At 50.1% G+C, this 17,130-nt stretch carries 18 protein-coding genes and 1 tRNA gene; 13 read left to right on the top strand and 6 right to left on the bottom strand.

Translation table 11 applies throughout. The annotated features are described in order from the left end of the window. Positions 1-2,703, bottom strand: a 2,703-nt coding sequence (locus tag GKC03_05535) for a hypothetical protein (protein ID NYT12001.1), incomplete at its 3' end; no start/stop codon positions are given. Between the two features lie 482 nt (positions 2,704-3,185). On the opposite strand from GKC03_05535, the gene GKC03_05530 reads away from it, so the two are divergent. Together GKC03_05530 and GKC03_05525 are read left to right on the top strand one after the other, a co-directional pair. Continuing rightward, the gene (locus tag GKC03_05530; protein ID NYT12000.1) at positions 3,186-3,677 is read left to right on the top strand and encodes a CBS domain-containing protein; all 492 of its coding nucleotides are present in this window, start codon (positions 3,186-3,188) and stop codon (positions 3,675-3,677) included. A gap of 96 nt (positions 3,678-3,773) precedes the next feature. Beyond that, a complete protein-coding gene (locus tag GKC03_05525; GenBank protein ID NYT11999.1) occupies positions 3,774-4,955 on the top strand; it encodes an MFS transporter in 1,182 nt (393 codons plus the stop codon). On the opposite strand, the gene GKC03_05520 is transcribed toward GKC03_05525, so the two are convergent. Together GKC03_05520 and GKC03_05515 are read right to left on the bottom strand one after the other, a co-directional pair. Continuing rightward, complete coding sequence (locus tag GKC03_05520; protein ID NYT11998.1) at positions 4,921-5,517, bottom strand: thymidylate kinase; 597 nt, start codon at positions 5,515-5,517, stop codon at positions 4,921-4,923. The two genes, GKC03_05525 and GKC03_05520, sit on opposite strands and share 35 nt — an antisense overlap. Further along, the gene (locus tag GKC03_05515) at positions 5,514-6,218 is read right to left on the bottom strand and encodes a phosphatidate cytidylyltransferase (protein ID NYT11997.1); all 705 of its coding nucleotides are present in this window, start codon (positions 6,216-6,218) and stop codon (positions 5,514-5,516) included. The genes GKC03_05520 and GKC03_05515 overlap by 4 nt, the downstream gene beginning before the upstream one ends. Before the next feature lie 187 nt (positions 6,219-6,405). On the opposite strand from GKC03_05515, the gene GKC03_05510 reads away from it, so the two are divergent. Further along, complete coding sequence (locus GKC03_05510; protein NYT11996.1) at positions 6,406-7,089, top strand: hypothetical protein; 684 nt, start codon at positions 6,406-6,408, stop codon at positions 7,087-7,089. Between the two features lie 14 nt (positions 7,090-7,103). After that, a complete protein-coding gene (locus tag GKC03_05505; GenBank protein ID NYT11995.1) occupies positions 7,104-7,796 on the top strand; it encodes a KaiA-binding protein in 693 nt (230 codons plus the stop codon). On the opposite strand, the gene GKC03_05500 is transcribed toward GKC03_05505, so the two are convergent. Further along, positions 7,780-9,057 (bottom strand): DUF4010 domain-containing protein, encoded by a 1,278-nt coding sequence (locus GKC03_05500; protein NYT11994.1) that lies wholly within the window; start codon positions 9,055-9,057, stop codon positions 7,780-7,782. The genes GKC03_05505 and GKC03_05500 overlap by 17 nt on opposite strands. Before the next feature lie 238 nt (positions 9,058-9,295). Between GKC03_05500 and GKC03_05495 the strand changes: the two genes are divergently transcribed. The 6 genes from GKC03_05495 to GKC03_05470 all read left to right on the top strand — a co-directional run bounded on the left by GKC03_05495 (position 9,296) and on the right by GKC03_05470 (position 13,213). After that, on the top strand, positions 9,296-11,383 hold the full coding sequence (locus GKC03_05495) for a sodium-translocating pyrophosphatase (GenBank protein ID NYT11993.1): 2,088 nt from the start codon (positions 9,296-9,298) through the stop codon (positions 11,381-11,383). A gap of 113 nt (positions 11,384-11,496) precedes the next feature. Then, positions 11,497-12,060, top strand: coding sequence for a DNA-directed RNA polymerase (locus GKC03_05490; protein ID NYT11992.1), 564 nt, complete (start codon positions 11,497-11,499; stop codon positions 12,058-12,060). Continuing rightward, positions 12,057-12,242 (top strand): DNA-directed RNA polymerase, subunit E'', encoded by a 186-nt coding sequence (locus GKC03_05485; GenBank protein NYT11991.1) that lies wholly within the window; start codon positions 12,057-12,059, stop codon positions 12,240-12,242. The genes GKC03_05490 and GKC03_05485 overlap by 4 nt, the downstream gene beginning before the upstream one ends. Continuing rightward, on the top strand, positions 12,208-12,759 hold the full coding sequence (locus GKC03_05480) for a DUF359 domain-containing protein (GenBank protein NYT11990.1): 552 nt from the start codon (positions 12,208-12,210) through the stop codon (positions 12,757-12,759). Before GKC03_05485 ends, GKC03_05480 begins: the two co-directional genes overlap by 35 nt. Further along, a complete protein-coding gene (rps24e, locus tag GKC03_05475; GenBank protein NYT11989.1) occupies positions 12,756-13,055 on the top strand; it encodes a 30S ribosomal protein S24e in 300 nt (99 codons plus the stop codon). Before GKC03_05480 ends, rps24e begins: the two co-directional genes overlap by 4 nt. 5 nt (positions 13,056-13,060) lie before the next feature. Further along, the gene (locus GKC03_05470; GenBank protein NYT11988.1) at positions 13,061-13,213 is read left to right on the top strand and encodes a 30S ribosomal protein S27ae; all 153 of its coding nucleotides are present in this window, start codon (positions 13,061-13,063) and stop codon (positions 13,211-13,213) included. Between the two features lie 43 nt (positions 13,214-13,256). Here the strand turns inward: GKC03_05470 and GKC03_05465 are convergent, their stop codons facing one another. Then, positions 13,257-14,858, bottom strand: a complete 1,602-nt coding sequence (locus tag GKC03_05465) for a hypothetical protein (GenBank protein ID NYT11987.1) — start codon at positions 14,856-14,858, stop codon at positions 13,257-13,259. A 135-nt stretch (positions 14,859-14,993) separates the two neighbouring features. On the opposite strand from GKC03_05465, the gene GKC03_05460 reads away from it, so the two are divergent. The 3 genes from GKC03_05460 (at position 14,994) to GKC03_05450 (ending at position 15,854) form a co-directional block, all read left to right on the top strand. Continuing rightward, positions 14,994-15,111, top strand: a tRNA-Arg gene (locus GKC03_05460). 97 nt (positions 15,112-15,208) lie between these two features. Continuing rightward, on the top strand, positions 15,209-15,583 hold the full coding sequence (locus GKC03_05455) for a zinc-binding protein (protein ID NYT11986.1): 375 nt from the start codon (positions 15,209-15,211) through the stop codon (positions 15,581-15,583). A gap of 61 nt (positions 15,584-15,644) precedes the next feature. Then, entirely contained in the window at positions 15,645-15,854 is a 210-nt protein-coding gene (locus tag GKC03_05450) for a carboxymuconolactone decarboxylase family protein (protein ID NYT11985.1), read from the top strand. A gap of 101 nt (positions 15,855-15,955) precedes the next feature. Here GKC03_05450 and arsB read toward each other — a convergent pair whose 3' ends face one another. Continuing rightward, on the bottom strand, positions 15,956-17,056 hold the full coding sequence (gene arsB, locus GKC03_05445) for an ACR3 family arsenite efflux transporter (protein NYT11984.1): 1,101 nt from the start codon (positions 17,054-17,056) through the stop codon (positions 15,956-15,958). Positions 17,057-17,130: the final 74 nt, after the last annotated feature.

Raw genomic sequence — 17,130 nt, 5'->3', positions numbered from 1 at the left:
GGCAACATTGTTCACGGTGACCGTAGTTGTGGTCGAGGACCTGCCGCCATCATCATCCCAAATGTATAGGGTCACGGTGTAGTCGTCCGATGAAGTCCCGCTAGGATCGTCTAGGTACCTATGGGCGATACTAAGACCTGTGGTGCCCGGCGGATAGAGGTAAGTTTCATTATAGCCATCTCCCCATTCTATTGTCAAGTAGAAGGTGTCCTCCGTACCCGGATCGGTGATGGTACAGTTGATTGTTGCCATCCCATTCTCATTGATCGAGTCGCCTGTGGCGGTTATGACGGGAGCAATATTGTTGACTATGACCGTAGTTTTAGTCGATGACCTACCGCCATCATCATCAATGATATACAATGAAACTAGGTAGTCATCCGATGGCGTGCCACTAGGATCGTCGTCCAGGTACTGGTGGGATTGGCTGAAGGTCGTTGTACCTTTGTCATACCAATATGCACTAGTTTGGCCATCTCCCCAATCTATTGTCAAGTAGAAGGTGTCCTCCGTGCCCGGATCGGTGATGGTTCCGCTAACTGTCGCTACGCCATTCTCAGCGATCGAGTCACCGACAAAGGTAGTGTACTTGAGATCGTTTACTGAATTGAAATTTGTCAGAGCAACATAGCTTACATGGATCCTATCGTTTGAGTCTATGGCTATGGACGAGCCTACTCCCACAGAGTAATAACCGTCAGGAGTCTGATAGCTCCAGCCTCCGCCGGCGTTGGTTGCGTACTCCAGATCCCAATGTGTGATGTCATAGTAGCTGATGTGCACCTTGTCATTGGAGTCGATGGCTATGGACGTAGTAGGTCCAATATCGCCAGAACTATCGAGAGTTTGGGTGTTCCAGCTTCCTCCAGCATTGGTGGCGTATTCGAGGCCTGAGTCTCCGACATAGCTAATGTGGACCTTGTCGTGGGAGTCGATGGCGATAGATTCGCTTGATCCACTGCTATCCACGAAATGATTGCTCCAACTGCCACCGGCGTTGGTGGCGTGCCGAAAGCTAACATTTGTACTATAACAGATATGGACCTTGTCGTTGGAGTCTATGGCAATGGATGTTTCCCATCTGCCCTTTCCGTCAATTGTCTGGACGTCCCAGCTCCCGCCAGAATTGGTTGCGTATTTGAGAGGTCCGGCCCATCCACTACCGGTATAGCTGATGTGCACCTTGTCCTTGGAGTCGATAGCGATGGACGAAAAGGAATACAGACCAGACACTTCAACGATCTGATGGTCCCAGGTTCCTCCAGCGTTGGTGGCGTACTTGAGGTCATTATTCGTATAATCGCAATAGCTGATGTGCACCTTGTCGTTAGAGTCGATGGCGATTGAGGGCAACCATGCATGATGTCCAATGGTCTGATAGCTCCAGCTACCGCCCGCGTTGGTGGCGTACTTGAGGTTGCCGTTGTCACTATCCGTATAGGTGATGTGCACCTTATTGTTGGAGTCGACGGCCAAGGACGTGTCTGATTGAACGTAGGCGTTCCTGTCAATTGTCTGATGGCTCCAGGTTCCTCCGGTTACTGCAATGGTAGGGGCCACATTGTTGACGGTGACCGTCGTGGTGTCCATGTCTCTCAACCTTCCGTCGAACACCTCCAGATAGACATCTCCCGAATAGTCATCGTACCATCTATTCTTGGCATTACTGAACGACGACCAGGATCTATCCCACTCTCCATCAGCATCGAAATCAAATCGGTACTGAAGAGGGTCGTCATCAGTACTTCCAGCTGCATTGAATAGTACGATATCGCCTTCATTCGCTACATATGGTCCACCAAGATCAGCCACAGGACGGGACTCCCCTGGGAATGGCATCAAAGCGTTGGCCATTTCTATCCGCCAACCTGCCCCGTAGTGGGGCATGTACCACCAGCCTTTATCATGATCATACTCGACTTCGAAATAAATCAGCCAATTAGCTGCATTCATGACGTTTCCATGGCTGTCTGAATCGGTCACCCAAACTCCTAGATAGTATTCGTTCGGGTTAGTCAAAGGATCGACCGAGGGATCGTAGTTTATTCCCCAGCAATTGATGGCATGAGCACCGCCACCAGAGATGGAGTTAATATTGAGTCCCACCGCGTAACCGGACAACAGGAAATTCTCAATATCCGGCAATACGCTGGCGTTTCTTCCCGTCTCGCCTCTGATCAAGGAATATGTGTTATAGTCGTATTCGGGTGCCCAGAAGCCATCAACGTCGACATCCTCAACCGACGTCTGGGGAGGCAGTATACCGGTAAACCACCATTCAATTCCATTTCCGACATATCCTCCACCATCTGTCACGTGGTCCTGGAAGTACTGGAAGAAGTCATCGGTATTATCCATTCCATCAACAAAGCCCCAACCACTCCATTCGAGCATATTGCAGACAGTAGCCGCCCAGCAGAGATTGTTATCCTCCACAATGGGATATGGTCTTTTTTCGGCATCTGCCCAGAACCCACCATGTTCCTCCCACAGCATGAGGCTGATACCTGTAGCAACATCATGTTGAGAAACCACCCACCCTGCATCTCCCATCTCTACGTTCGTATCGGTCAGATTCCCACTAGTTAAGGGGACGAGATTCTCATCAATGTCCTGTGTGCACGAATGAGTGAATCCTATTAATGTTGCCAGTACTACAGATAGAGCTAAGGCGGTAATCAACAGAGTCCTCTTAATTTTCATTCATCTCGCCTTCATATTAATTTATTTATAAAATAAAATATAAAATGATTTAGATTATTAATTCCTTCAGACCCTGAGATATAGGTATAATAATGCTCACCTCCCCCAGGTCAGTTCTCCCCCATTTTAGCCTGGTAAACAGGGTGATATATATTAACACCCTTATGTTTCTATCGTTAACTCTGTTAATATAGTCAGTTATCATTTGAGTATAATCACTCATCTCGGCTATGCCAAGACCAGGTAATATTCGAGTGAGATTAGTGTGACGGATGTTATGGATCGGAGAGACATCCTTCTCATTTCTTACTGTGTTATGAATTCCACTTTAACTTCGTAAGGTAGAGGTGGGAAAGCAAATGAAAAGAATCAAGCATCCTTTAGCGCATACTGAATCGAGAGAAGTTCTTGTAGAGTCAGACTCTACGGGGAAATCAATAGGAATATTAACCCTTCCGTTTATTCAATGAGAGGTGCAATCCATGAAAGTCGAGGATATCATGACGCGGGAAGTTGTGACTGTTGCTGAGAAAGATACCCTGCAAGAGGTTTCCAAGGTCTTTTTCGAGAGATCCATTTCGGGCGCACCTGTACTTGATTCCACCGGAGAGGTGGTGGGCATGGTCTCTGAGTCAGATATCGTCAAGTCTGTAAAACCATATGAGGAGCGGTTAAAGATGATCTACCCCTCACTCTCGTTCATGAGTGTGACTTTCGAGAAGAACACCGAGGAGAAGGCTATCGACGACGTGGTGAGGGAGGTCCAGCATAAGACCGTTCGAGAGATCATGTCTAGGCAGGTACATACGCTCTCACCCGATGACCCAATCAGCAAAGCGGTTACCATGATCAATGAAGAAAATGTGAACCGTCTCCCCGTGATCATCGAAGGAAAACTGGTCGGGATAGTAACACGTGCCGACATCCTTCGATGCCTTGCTCTCATTGACCTGGGTTTTCTAGAAGGGGCTTGAGTCCCCTATTATTCTCAACAGTTGTGCCTTTGAATTCGTATTCTGGCCCATCTAAATATGGGTTATTTGAAATATTATTACTTATATGCTAAATGGATGAACTACAGGAGGCCTGCAGCGGTACTCATCGCCAATTTCCTAGGTCCCCTGGCTGGTAACATGGTGCTTGCCCTAGTTCCTACTCTCAAAGAGGAATTCCAGGCCACTGCCCCCGAGGTCCTCCTTTCCATCACCTTTTTCATGATACCTTTTGCCATTTTCATGCTCTTCTCTGGGACACTTTCGGATATTTATGATCGTAAGAAGACCATGGCCGTGGGGTTTTTCATTTACGCAGTTGGGTCGATATGTTGCGGACTGAGCCCCAATCTGAGCACCTTCTTGGCGTTCAGGACCGTCCAAGGGGTGGGATACTCATTTGTCATGCCAGTCCTCCTTGCCATTATGGGAGACATCACACCCTTCGAGGTCAGAGGAAGGTGGATGGGATACATGGGTGCGGCCAGTACCGCGGGGGTGGCAGCGGGCCCATTCTTCGCGGGAGTCATCGCCGAGGTCAACTGGCGCCTCGCATTCATCCTGGTGGCCGCGCTGACCGTTATCGTCGCCACCATATTCTTCCTCGCCTTCAGAGGGTATTCATTCAAGAAGGGTGAGGCACGACCGAGTGCGGTAATCAGCATGATCTCCAAGTGCATCAGGTTCCAGGCAATCTACCTCTTGGCCTTCGCAGGATTCCTTACTTTCCTCTGCTATGCCTCATCACTCTCTTTCATATCTGATACCCTATCCCTCCCACCTCTTGAATTGAGCGATGCAGAGATAGGGACCATAATGACAGCGACAGGTATCGCTGGTATCTTTTCCGCTCCCATTGGAGGGAGACTAGTGGACCACGTAGGGCGCAAACCTACCGCCACACTCGGATTTGCTGTGCTCATAATAGGGATGGCCATCCTGTACTTCTCGAATCGAAGTCTAGACTTCGTGGCAGGCCTTGCAGTGCTTGGTTCGGGCGTCCAGTTTGTGTGGTCCGCTTTATTGACCCTTACCGTGGAGATCTCTCCCGACAACAGGGGAACCGTCTCCTCCATCTTCAATAGTTTCCGATTCTTTGGATACGCACTTGCTCCAGTGGCACTGGCACCAGTCTACGTATCATTGGGTATCGGTGCGGTGGAACTTGTAGGAATATTGATCGCAATATTGGCCATTGGGATAGTGATCATGATCAAGAAAGGTGCTACTTGTTCTTTGAATGAAGGTCCCAGTGGTTGAGGACCTTCATGACTTCCTTCCTGGACTCTTCCTCCGAGCCGCTGTTATCTATTACATCCCAGTCATTGCCCGCGAGTAGCAGGACCTTCCGCCTGATCTTCACCAAATTATCAAGATCCTCAAACATCTCTAGATGGTCGTCCCTCTCAGCGATTCGTCTCAGCGCCACCTCTGGGTCGATATCTACTAAAAGAAGTCTACTTGGCAATGGCAGCAGATTCTTGAAGAATCGGTATCCTTTTGGGGCTAGCTCCTCTGGAAGGTAGGCGGCCCCCATCAAGTACCGTACGAATATGACCGTTTGGTAGCGCTTCCTGATCGCCTTCAGCAGTCGTACGGAGTTGAGAACATCCAAAATGTAGAAAATGGTGGCAACCAGCTTCAAAACCCTTCCTCTTCCCCGAAGGGCTCTCCGTGATATCTTCCCAAGCAGCCTTTCCGAGGGATGAGCCACCAGGTAAACGTCGTCTCCTTCCTCTTCGTAGCGGTCTTTCATCATGTTAGCAATGGTGCTCTTACCCGAGCCGTCTATCCCGTCCACGATGATCCACCTGATCTTCACACCCCCAGCGCGACGAGTATTAGCGCGGATGAAATCGGAATAATCAGATTATCGTACTTACCAGGAGTATACAACTCTACGATGGCCACATATGCACCCATGAAAAGTGCGATCCCAAGTATGAAAGGAAGGCTGAGTATTGCAGTCCCGTGTATTCCCATGAAATTGAGCCATTGGTAGAAGAGCAGGACCACTACCGTGGCTATGGTAGTTGCCATGAAAACGGCCAAAGTACCCTCCAAGGTCTTCCCGTTGTGCAATGTTCTCCGTCCTATACGCTTGCCTATGAATCCCCCCATCCCATCACCATATGCCATTGCGACGATCCCAACAGAGGCGGCAGCACGATAGTCGAAGAGGAAGAAGGCCAGTATGGTCCAAGATATGGCGTAGTAGACGAGTCCAAGATCATGTCCTTCCTTGCTCGCTGACCCCAAGAATGTCTCCTTGAATCGCCCCGCTCGACTGGCGGGAGATGCCAGATATAGTAGAGGTATAAAAGGAGCCGCGGCCAAGAATGCCATGACATACGGAGAATCAAAGATCCACCAGATGAAAACGATATTACCGATCATTATATGAACGGTCTTCCTCTTGCAATCGTCGATTCCCATTCTATCCAACAGCTTTGCGAATAGCACGATTGAGGCGACATAGAGATAGACCAGCAACAGGCCTATTGCATCACCAGAGGACACCATCTCACCATGGGATGGTTTAGTCATTTATCTGACTTTCGTAATAATTGGGAAGCCAGGAATCATTGGAGAATCTGAAGCATTTCGAATGGTGTTTGTCCTCGTTTCTATCTCACCGTAAAGAAATCAGTTGAGATATTCACCTGAAAACCTTTATTACTCAATTTCCCGAATCGGTCGCGGGGAAGTAATGAACGAACGCGATGTCCAGCTGATGAGATCCCTGATTGATACCATCGGTGATAAGACGCAGGGTGGGGTGGTCCTGATTGATGTCCCATCTACTCAATTCGTCAGGATCAACCTCGTACTGTTGAGGGGTTTGCTGGAGGAGAAGGGAAACGGTGGAGTCTTTATCTCGGTAGATCGACCTCATCAGTACATGGTCCATCTACTGAGGATGCACCAGATCGAACTCGATAGAATAACATTCATTGATGTCATCAGCCGGTTCTCAGGGGATCGGAAAGAAGGAAAGGCGAAGGTTGGTTTTATTGACGGACCGTTCCATATTGATACCCTCCCGACGGCACTCGAGGACTGGGCAGTCAGCAGTACACCCGGACCACTTGATCTTAGCGATTGTGGGTTCGTAATGATAGACAACCTCTCCGCCCTTCAAATCTACAACCGGAACCCTGTGGTGGAGCTCTTCATCAATAATTTCATAATAGCGGCCAAATCCAGCGGCAACATGTTCGTACCCATGGTCATGGACAGACAAAGGAGCCAATCCATCTACAGTTCTGCTCAGAGGCTCAGTGACATGGAGATAAAGGTGGGAAAAGACCTCTCATATGTCACCCAATCCTCTGAGAGTCCTAGCCCAAGGCAGGTTTCTGAGATGAATTTCAACAAGGAGGTAGTGAATTGAGCAATCAACCGAAGATGAAATCCGAGCGTTTGGATCTACCTAGACTCACAACAGGTATACCTGGTCTTGATGAGATGATAGAGGGCGGCTTCCCATTCCCGTCAGTGATCCTCCTCTCAGGTACCGCCGGAACCGGCAAGACGACCTTTGCCCTGAAATATCTCTGCGAAGGCGTCTCAAAGGGGGAGAGAGGCCTCTATTTCACGACCCTTAGCGAACCGACCCAGTGGATGCTAAGGTACGCGTCACAATTCGACTTTCTGGACCAGGACTATTTCGGTGAGGACATCATCTACGAGGATCTGGGGTCCCTGCTCATGCACCCGGACTCCGATGAGATACTCAACAGAATAGAGGAGAAGATCGCCGAGGTGATGCCACAGAGAATCGTGATCGACCCCATTACCGTGGTTGGAGGGATGCTCAAGGACGGTTACCGGCCCTTTCTCTTTGACCTGACCAACCGACTCAAGAACTGGAACGCCACCACTTTGGTCACCGGGGAGGTGAGACCGGATGAGCTCTATCCACCCGAGATATCGTACGCAGTCGATGGCATTGTTCTTCTGATCCTCTCGGAAGAGGCCGGAGCCCGGAGGAAGTATCTCGAGGTTCTCAAGATGAGGGGCACCAATCACATCACAGGCAGACAGTCCATAGATATCACCAGAACTGATGGAATCTTGGTACTCAAGGCAAGATTCTGAGGGCGAAGAACAGTCCAGCGGCGGCGAATGCGGCTACTGTGGAGATGATCAACCTTACCCGTGCGGTTCTCGAGAGTTGGGGACACATCAACCTTGATATCACTATCTTGTTGAAGGAGGAGATAGCGCATGCCAGCAGCACGATCTCCGCTGCCACCAGGGGTTCAATACTGCCCGCAAGAGTGAGTGATGAAACTGAGGCGACAACCGCCGCGGAAGAGGCGAAGCCTCCCAGGGCCAGGAAGTAAATGAAAGCTCCTCCAAGTTGGTCCTGGAGGAGCAGGGCTGCACCGGATATGAGGAAGAAAATGGCACCGAAGGTCAATGCGGGCCTGATGGCGAAGGGAGAACCAAACTCCAATTGTACGGGGATTTCCTTCCCGCCTCTTCTCCAGCCTAGGACGATGCCGAGTACACTAAGTAACAATAGTGGCACCACGGTTAGGCTAGCTACTTCGAATGATGGGTCGGCAAATATGCAGACTGCAAGGTTCCTTACGAACATGGTTGAATTGGCCAGCACGATCCCGCAAGCCGCCATGTCCATCAGCTGAATCCTCTTCTTCACCAGTCCGCATAGAGATGCTGTCGCTGCCTCGGAATTTACCAGGCCTCCTAATAAGCCAGATAGCCTGAGTCCCAATGAAGGCCCCTGCCACCGGACTACTATGAAGGAAAGGAATGATATGGTGCTCACGAAGACCACTATCAGGAGGGCCATATTCAGGTCCAGCGGCTCGCCCTTCCCGAAGATGGTCCAGGGTGCCTCAAGCTGAAGATTCAAGGTAAGGGGATAGAGTATGAAGGCAATGGTGATGAACTGCAGTGCCCCTATGATCTCCTCCTCCGTTAGAACCTGAACGAAGGCATGCACTCTCTCCTTGGACATCAGTATGGCGGTCGTGACAACTCCAATAATCACCGCTTCAATGAAGTAGTCATAGGCTATCATCACTCCTACCAGGTATGTGATGATGAATGCGAGGGTCGTTGTGAATCCAGGAAATCCCATTGCTTGCCTGATGTATATTAGAAGGACCGCTAGGCCGCCGAAAAGGAGCAGACCTACTACCACCATGATTTCCAGGCCAGAATGGTTCCTGCCCAGAAATGACACGATGTATGCGCTGAGGGCAACCAGTGGAAAAGTCCTGATGCCCACAAGTATGGTATCTCCGTTCCTTCTACGCTCTCGCTCCAGACCTATAAGGGCTCCTATCCCAACTGCAGCGAGGGCTCCGTAGATGAACGTGAGTACCATGCCATTACCCATATTTATATTGGTTTTTCAGATAGAAAAAATATACGGAATTCTGTAATTCGGATAAATTGTATGATAAATTGCTAATTTATAGGATAATTTTTGATATTTATCGATTATTTATCACTAATTCGAACAAGAATAGCATCAATTCGACGGAAGACGATTGAACAAATCATTTATATGGGTATCATTATTACCGCCCGAAAGATGCCAAGAGGTTTTGCTCATGGTGGATATGGATCCATTGGGCTATATTATTCCGATCGCAGGTATCATCGGCCTTGCGTTTGCTGGTTTCCTCACATGGAACGTGTTTAGGAGGGATACCGGCACCCCTGAGATGCAAGAGATAGGGGACGCTATCAAGGAAGGTGCGATGGCTTACCTGGCTCGGCAATACAAGACAATAGCCATAATAAGCATAATCCTGGCAGTGATCATTGGTATAGGTATCAATTACCAGACGGGAGTCGCCTTCATTCTCGGTGCTTTCTTCTCCGCGCTTTCCGGTTATATTGGGATGTATGTGGCTGTGAAGTCAAACATCCGTACCGCCAGCGCGGCCAGGAGAACACTCAATGAGGCGTTGGTAACATCCTTCAGAGGTGGAGCCGTTTCGGGTATTGCCGTGGTGGCTCTTAGCCTCCTCGGTGTCGCAGGTATTTTCTTTGTCTACGATATGCTATTCGGGACTAGGGAAGCCCTGTTCTACGCCGTCGGCTACGCCTTCGGAGCCAGCTTCGCAGCACTCTTCGCGCAGCTCGGTGGTGGAATATACACCAAGGCTGCCGATGTTGGCGCTGATCTTGTAGGTAAGATCGAGGCTGGGATCCCTGAGGATGATCCCAGAAATCCAGCCGTCATAGCTGACCTAGTCGGCGACAATGTCGGTGATTGCGCGGGTCGTGGTGCTGATCTGTTCGAGTCCACAGCGGCTGAGAACATCGGTGCCATGATCCTCGGCCTCGCCATTTGGGGGGTCACCGGTGATACCGGCTGGATATTCTTCCCGCTGATTGTCCGTGCCTTTGGACTCATTGCCGCTCTCGTGGGCATCTCCGCAGTCAGGCTGAGCAAAGAGAGTGAGCAGCCCATGAAGGCGCTCAACCGGGGATACTACATAACTTGTGTACTCGCGGCGATCGCCTTCTACTTCGTTACTATGGAGCTTCTAGGCAGTGAATATTACTTCTACTGCGGTTTGATCGGTATCGTTCTAAGCATCGTGATCGTGTACATCACTCAGTATTACACGGCGGGCGAGTACCGCCCGGTTCGCGAGATCGCTCAGGCCTCCGAGACCGGTCCAGCGACCAATATCATCACAGGTTTCTCTGTGGGTCTGGAGACAACGGCTATGCCCATTATCGCCATCGCCGTTGGTCTCTTGGCCTCTTATTACCTTGGTACGCTTGGAGCTCCTGCGGGTGTTGATTCTTTTGTAGCTGGCCTCTACGGAACAGCTGTGGCCACAATGGGTATGTTGGCCACCTGTGCATTCGTGCTCGCTGAGGATACCTTTGGACCGATCACAGACAACGCTGGTGGTATTGTCGAGATGTCGAACCAACCCGATGATGTCAGGGCTAGGACCGACAGGCTCGATGCGGTTGGTAACACCACCAAAGCCCTCACCAAGGGGTACGCCATGGGTTCAGCTGCGCTCGCAGCGTTCCTACTATTTGCCGCGTACTTTGAGGAGGTCGCCCACATTACGGGGAAGACACTCTCTGAAGTGTTCATAGTCGACCTGGCCCAGCCTCCCGTGTTCGTCGGTGCGATGATCGGTGCTATGCTCGTATTCCTGTTCGCTTCACTCGCCATCAGGGCTGTCGGAAAGGCGGCCTACGCAATGATTAACGAGGTGAGGAAGCAGTTCAAGGAGATACCTGGCATTCTGGAGGGTACAGCCAAGCCCTTGTATGGTAGGTGTGTTGACATCGCTACCAAGGGCGCTCTTAAGGCCATGATACTTCCAGGTATCCTACCCGTAGTGGTCCCCGTGGCTTTCGGCGTTCTCTTCGCTTCCCTCGGGATAGTAGAGACCGTTCAGGCCGTCGGTGCTATGCTCATGGTAGGCACGATTGCGGGAGTGCTTCTCGCCACCGTCCTGAATAACGGCGGTGGCGCTTGGGACAATGCGAAGAAGTATATCGAGGAAGGCCACCACGGCGGAAAGGGTACCGAAGCCCATTCAGCCGCGGTCGTGGGTGACACCGTCGGAGATCCTTTCAAGGACACCGCTGGACCTTCCTTGCATGTCCTGGTGAAGCTGCTGTCCACGATTACCCTGGTATTCGCCGCACTGTTCATTGTGGCGTAACCGGGAAACCCCTTTCAATTTTTATTCAATCCAGATGCAATTTAGAGTATCTCTTATAAGGTATAACCTTTAAATAACTGCTCTGATATCCGTGAGACACTAGAGGGCATATCATGTACATGTTGACAGAGAGAGAAAGGGTCGTCCGCATTCCACCTGACAGGCTTGGCGAGGACATGGATCAGGTCCTTAGCGAGCTAACCTGGCAGGCCTATGAGGGTCGGATTGAGGAGAATGATATGCTCACCGTCCTCATCCGAAACGTGGAACCCCTCGGTCTTGGGCGCATAGTCCACGGCGATGGTGCCGTATATCAGAAGGTGAAGTTCGAGGCCCTCGTGTTCCGGCCCCTGCTCCAAGAGGTTGTAGAGGGCACGGTATGCGAGGTGCTTAAGTTCGGTGCCTTCGTACGATTCGGACCACTGGATGGCCTTCTCCATATCAGTCAGGTCATGGATGACCGCATCGACGTAGATACCGACAACCAGCGCTTGATAGGAAAGGATAGCAAGCGTGACCTCAAGGTCGGTGACAAGGTCAGGGCTAGGATCGTGGCTCTCAGCCTTAACGAGCGGAGCCCCAGGGAAAGCAAGATCGGGTTGACAATGAGGCAGCCTGGATTAGGCAAGTTGGATTGGCTCAAGGAAGACAGGGAAAATAAGGGTGATGCTGCATGAAGAACCCCAAGGCATGCAAGCACTGCTCCTTCATCAGCGAGGAGGACACCTGCCCCCTGTGTAGGAATGAAACATCGAAGGATTGGACCGGCTATGTCATAATCGTTGACCACAATAAGTCCGAGATAGCCAAAAGGATGGGCATCCATGTCAACGGCAAGTTCGCCCTCCGGGTCAGATGACCTACCTGAGGTCGACCTGATACTCCCGGAGAAGATGAGATCTGAATTCAGGCGTCTCTACGGCAAGCTGATGACCGGTGACGAAGTGCCTTCCGCCGTCCGGAAATGCAAAATGCTAATATCTGTAGGTGATGTGGTCACCTATGACCTCCTTGGGAACGGGATAACGCCCAGAATAGCCATCTACGATGGCAAGACGGAGAGGATTGAGAGGATCGATCTCCAGGAGAGGATTGCCATGATGGATGGTAATCAGGTGAGGGTGAGAAACCCTCCTGCCATGGTAACGTCGGAGACCATAAGGGCGGTCAAAGAGGCCATTGCTAGGAAGGAGAACACCAAGATCCTGGTAGATGGAGAGGAAGACCTGGCCACGCTGGTGTGCATCGCATTGGCGCCGCTGGGATCCTGCGTGGTATACGGATATCCCGGAAAAGGCGTGGTCCTGGTCGAAGTGGACCAAGAGGCCATTACAATCGCAAGATCACTCATATCAAGGATGGAGGAATCCCATTGAAGATCGAGATCGAGGGAAAGAAGAAGAACCCCCTTCTGGAGAGGACCGAGGTCAGCTTCAGCGTAGAGCATGAGAGGGCCAGCACCCCGACCAGAGACGAGATAAGGACGCAACTGGCTGGTACGCTGGGAGTGAAGAAGGACACGGTCATTATCGATAGGATGAATACTGAGTTTGGCCGGCAGTTGACCAAGGGTTATGCAAAGGTCTACGACTCCGTTGAGAGTGCAAAGAAGTTCGAGAAGGAGTACCTGCTTGCCCGGAACAAACTTGAAGGCGGAGAGTCGCAGGAGTGATTGACATGGCAAAGAAGGACCACTACGAGATCAAGGATGACAAGATTGAGAGGAATAGGAGAAACTGCCCCAAATGCGGTCCCGGTGTTTTTCTGGCCGAACATGAAGATAGAATCTCCTGCGGTAAGTGCGGATACACAGAGTTCAAGAAGCGGTGAACCTTCTCACCCTTCGTCCAATTTTATACAATGTCAGTACAGGTCATCCGCGAATGACCTTGTGGGCTAACCAGCCAATTATCCCACCAACTATTCCCATTTTCAAGCCAGTGTATATCAGCTTGGCGAGAGAGTAGAATGGTGAGTCTGGGAATTGGAAGCCTCCGAGCTGCATGAGGAAGTGGCCCAGCAGGGCGATGGGGACGGCTGCGATTATGCCGACCACGAGTCCTATCACGATGTTGGCCAGACCTGCATCCACCTTGAAGGAGATAAGGGTGGAAATTGCAGCCAGAGCAGCAGCCAGGCATATGTATGCCGTGACCCCATACCATTCGATGGCATCCTGGTCAGGAATGATGTAAGCTACAAGAATTCCGACTATCGCTCCGATTACAATGATATAGAGGGTCTCCTTTCTTGTATTTCGAAATTCGTCCCACCAGCCGTAGATGATCAGGAGAGCAGACTCGAAGATTACCATGAATCCCAAGAGGGTCCAGAGATCTTCGTTGCCCAGGGGCATATTTGAGTCATCAATCATTGTCAGTTCTCGTTCGCCCCACCCAATGATGAGATCCCCCCCGGCGTCTGAGTTCAGACCATTGACTTCGTGGCTTGAGGGCCCCTTCCAGTTAGGTAATTCTCTATCTTTGTAACCTTGTATCTCACCCGGTATTGAAATATAGATTCTGTCAATAATCGTGGGAACCGCATAGGTTATGAGCCCCGGTTTCGACAGTTTGGAACTCACGTTTCCATCAGCGATTTCGAGCACCTCTTCACCAACTTGGACATAGGCGTATTTCGCCTCATTTCTAAGTTGCAGGTTCTCCGAACCACTTGGAAGACCGACTGTGAAAATCGGGCTGCTGGAAACGGTGGAGAAATGAGAAAGCTTTGAACCGTTGTCATGTAGGACGAATAAATAAATGCCGGAGTCTGCGACTTTGACCTCATCAACAATATTCGGGATCTGGTACATCCTTCTAGGAATAGAACTGAAACTGCCGAAATGAAATATTTCATTGGATTCCAAGACAATTGAAAAATATCCAGTATTTTCAGATCTTGCTGTGATTGTGATACTGGAGTTGAAATAATATGTCCATTCTGTTTCTTGCGTTTCGATTGAGATCATATGGACTGCATCTCCAGAGGCATTGCTTGTGGCTGCAACCAACATCTCTGGTCTGTAGCCTATGGGTGAGTAAGCCTCATAAATGCCGATCAGCTCCACGGCATCCTCCAATTCAAAGAAGTACTGTTCCGATGTTTGACCGGGGGGGAAGTAGTGGATCAAGTCATCGTCTGTCAGCACCGCGATCGCGTTACTACTATCCCCCAAGTTGAAATCGACAGGATCACCTGAGAACTGCAGTTCGCTTGTGTCATCCAGGAGAATGTGAACCGAATGCTCCGACCTGACTACCACGAGGTCGTTCAACGAGCGTTCAAGTTGCAGTATCTCAAAGTCCAGGGAGGTTTCATCGAACTCCTTGTCAGCGATGGAATAGGTCACGATATACCAGCCAAGCGTCCCGTCTATCACCAAGAATACGATGATCAAGATTATTAGAACAATGGGTTTTCTCTTGGCGAACAGGTGCTTGACCGACAACCTTGTGGTCCATCGCCCAGGCATGTTCGGATTATTGGCTACTCGCTATAAATAACTTCTATCTAGTCAAGATCGGAAATGTCACTTAATAGCTATTTCTCTGGCTTGGTCAGGATAGAGGGCAAAGTTTAATAGGAAATCGAACATCGCAATCTAGGCGGGCCTGTGGTGTAGCTTGGATATCACAGAGGCCTCCGGCAGTTCCTCGTGACTGGGGAAAGCCTCAGACCCGGGTTCAAAATCCCTGATGAGGGGAATGAAAATCCCGACAGGCCCGCTCCCTCCCCTCATCGTTCTGATGGCAGCAACTTTTTGGGCAAAGGGTTTATCGCCGAGGTGATCGATTGGCTAAGAGGTGCAAGAGCTTGATCGAGGTGCAGAGTGGTGCAAAGTGCACATGCGGTGGAAATGCGGTTATCATCCTGGCCTGTAGTGGAGCATCAAATGTCGGCCAATTGGCAAACGAGGTTGCGAAGGTACTCTCCGATGGGAACGGCTTTAAGATGTCCTGTCTGGCTGGAATAGGGGCACATGTCCCTACCATCGTCGAGACGGCAAAGGCTGCCCGCAAAGTGGTGGTCATCGACGGTTGCCCAGTGGCGTGTGGCAAGAAGGCCGCCGATCTCGCTGGGGTGAGTATCCATGATCACTGTGTCATTACAGAACTGGGAATAAAGAAGAGCTACAACCTTGATATCGATACTGTGACTATTTCACAAATCACGGAACGGATAAGATCGAATCTATGAGCATCAGTGAATTGTAAGTGCTCGATCCAGAATGTGAAAACGAGGATTGAAAGGTGATTTTATGGATCCAGAAGTGAAAGAGCTGGCCGCCATCGCAGCATCGATAGCAGGCAGATGTCAACCATGCCTTCGCCATCATCTGGAAAAGGCGAAGCAGCTGGGAATAGCCAAACAGCAGGTGGAAGAGGCTATCGAGGTCGGGAGAAAGGTGAATTCAGTGGGCGGTGACAAGATGTGGGAGTTCTCCTTGGACCTCATTAAAGATTGGTAGATGCAATCGATAGCGGTGAGAGAGAGCGAGGAATCGACTCTTCCCTTTAAAGATACAGATATTGATGAGACTGAAATGGGGATAACTGAAAGAGTTTCAATTTAGGATTCTTTCCCTGCAGCCGCATCTACTATAACCCTGTCGTTAGAATCGTAGTACTTCCTGCGGAACCAGAATGCCACGCTGACCAGGCTTATCAGCACTGGCACTTCAATTAGCGGTCCGATGACAGCGGCAAAAGCCACCCCAGACGATATTCCAAACACGGCAATCGCAACAGCGATGGCCAGTTCAAAGTTATTGCTTGCTGCGGTGAAGGTCTGGGCCACGGCATGTGGATAATCGAACTTCAATCGGATCGACAGGTAGAATGAAAGGAAGAACATGATCATGAAGTATATCAGAAGCGGTATGGCTATCCTCAGTACGTCAATTGGTAGCTCTAGTATGTATTCGCCCTTGAGAGAGAACATCACCACAATGGTGAAAAGAAGAGCCAATAGCGAGACCTTTCCCAACTTTGACATGAGTTTCTTGTCGTACCATTCCTCCCCCTTTCTTGGCACAAGGACGTATCTTGTCAATATGCCCGCGACGAATGGAATTCCAAGATAGATCAGGACGGAGACCGCCACGTCCCATATCGAGATCTGGACCGGGACACCGGAACCTGGTGCTATTGCCTCTGATAGGATGAATATCAAGAAGTATGCGTAGAACGAGTACAGGAGTATCTGGAATATCGAGTTGAGTGCGACAAGAACGGCCGCATATTCCGAATCTCCCTTTGCCAGCTGGTTCCACACCAGTACCATCGCGATGCATCTCGCTATTCCGGTGAGGATCAAACCTATGCGATACTCAGGAAGGTCCGGAAGGAAAATCCAGGCTAACGCGAACATCAGCATTGGCCCTACCAAATAGTTTAGGATCAGTGATGTCGCGAACATCTTCCGGGACTCCGGCCTTCGAGTCATTTGGGACAGCTTCTCGTACTTCACCTTGGCCAGCGGTGGGTACATCATGAGAATCAAGCCCACCGCTATGGGGATCGAGGTTGTACCAATGCTCAAGGATTCGAGCCAGTCTGCGATTCCTGGAACCAAAGCACCGATACCTATTCCAATGAACATTGCCAAGAAGATCCACAATGTTAGGTACCTATTCAAGAACGAGAGCCTGCTAGCGACCTTAGTTTCCATTGGATCCATTCTCCGATGAGCTATTGAATTAGGATTTCAAGTATTCTTGAAATGTTATCTGAATATTTAACTAT

Source organism: Methanomassiliicoccales archaeon (assembly GCA_013415695.1).
Taxonomy (GTDB): Archaea; Thermoplasmatota; Thermoplasmata; order Methanomassiliicoccales; family JAAEEP01; genus JAAEEP01.
Note: the sequence above shows the minus strand (reverse complement) of the source record. Positions and strands in the feature narration are given on the sequence as shown.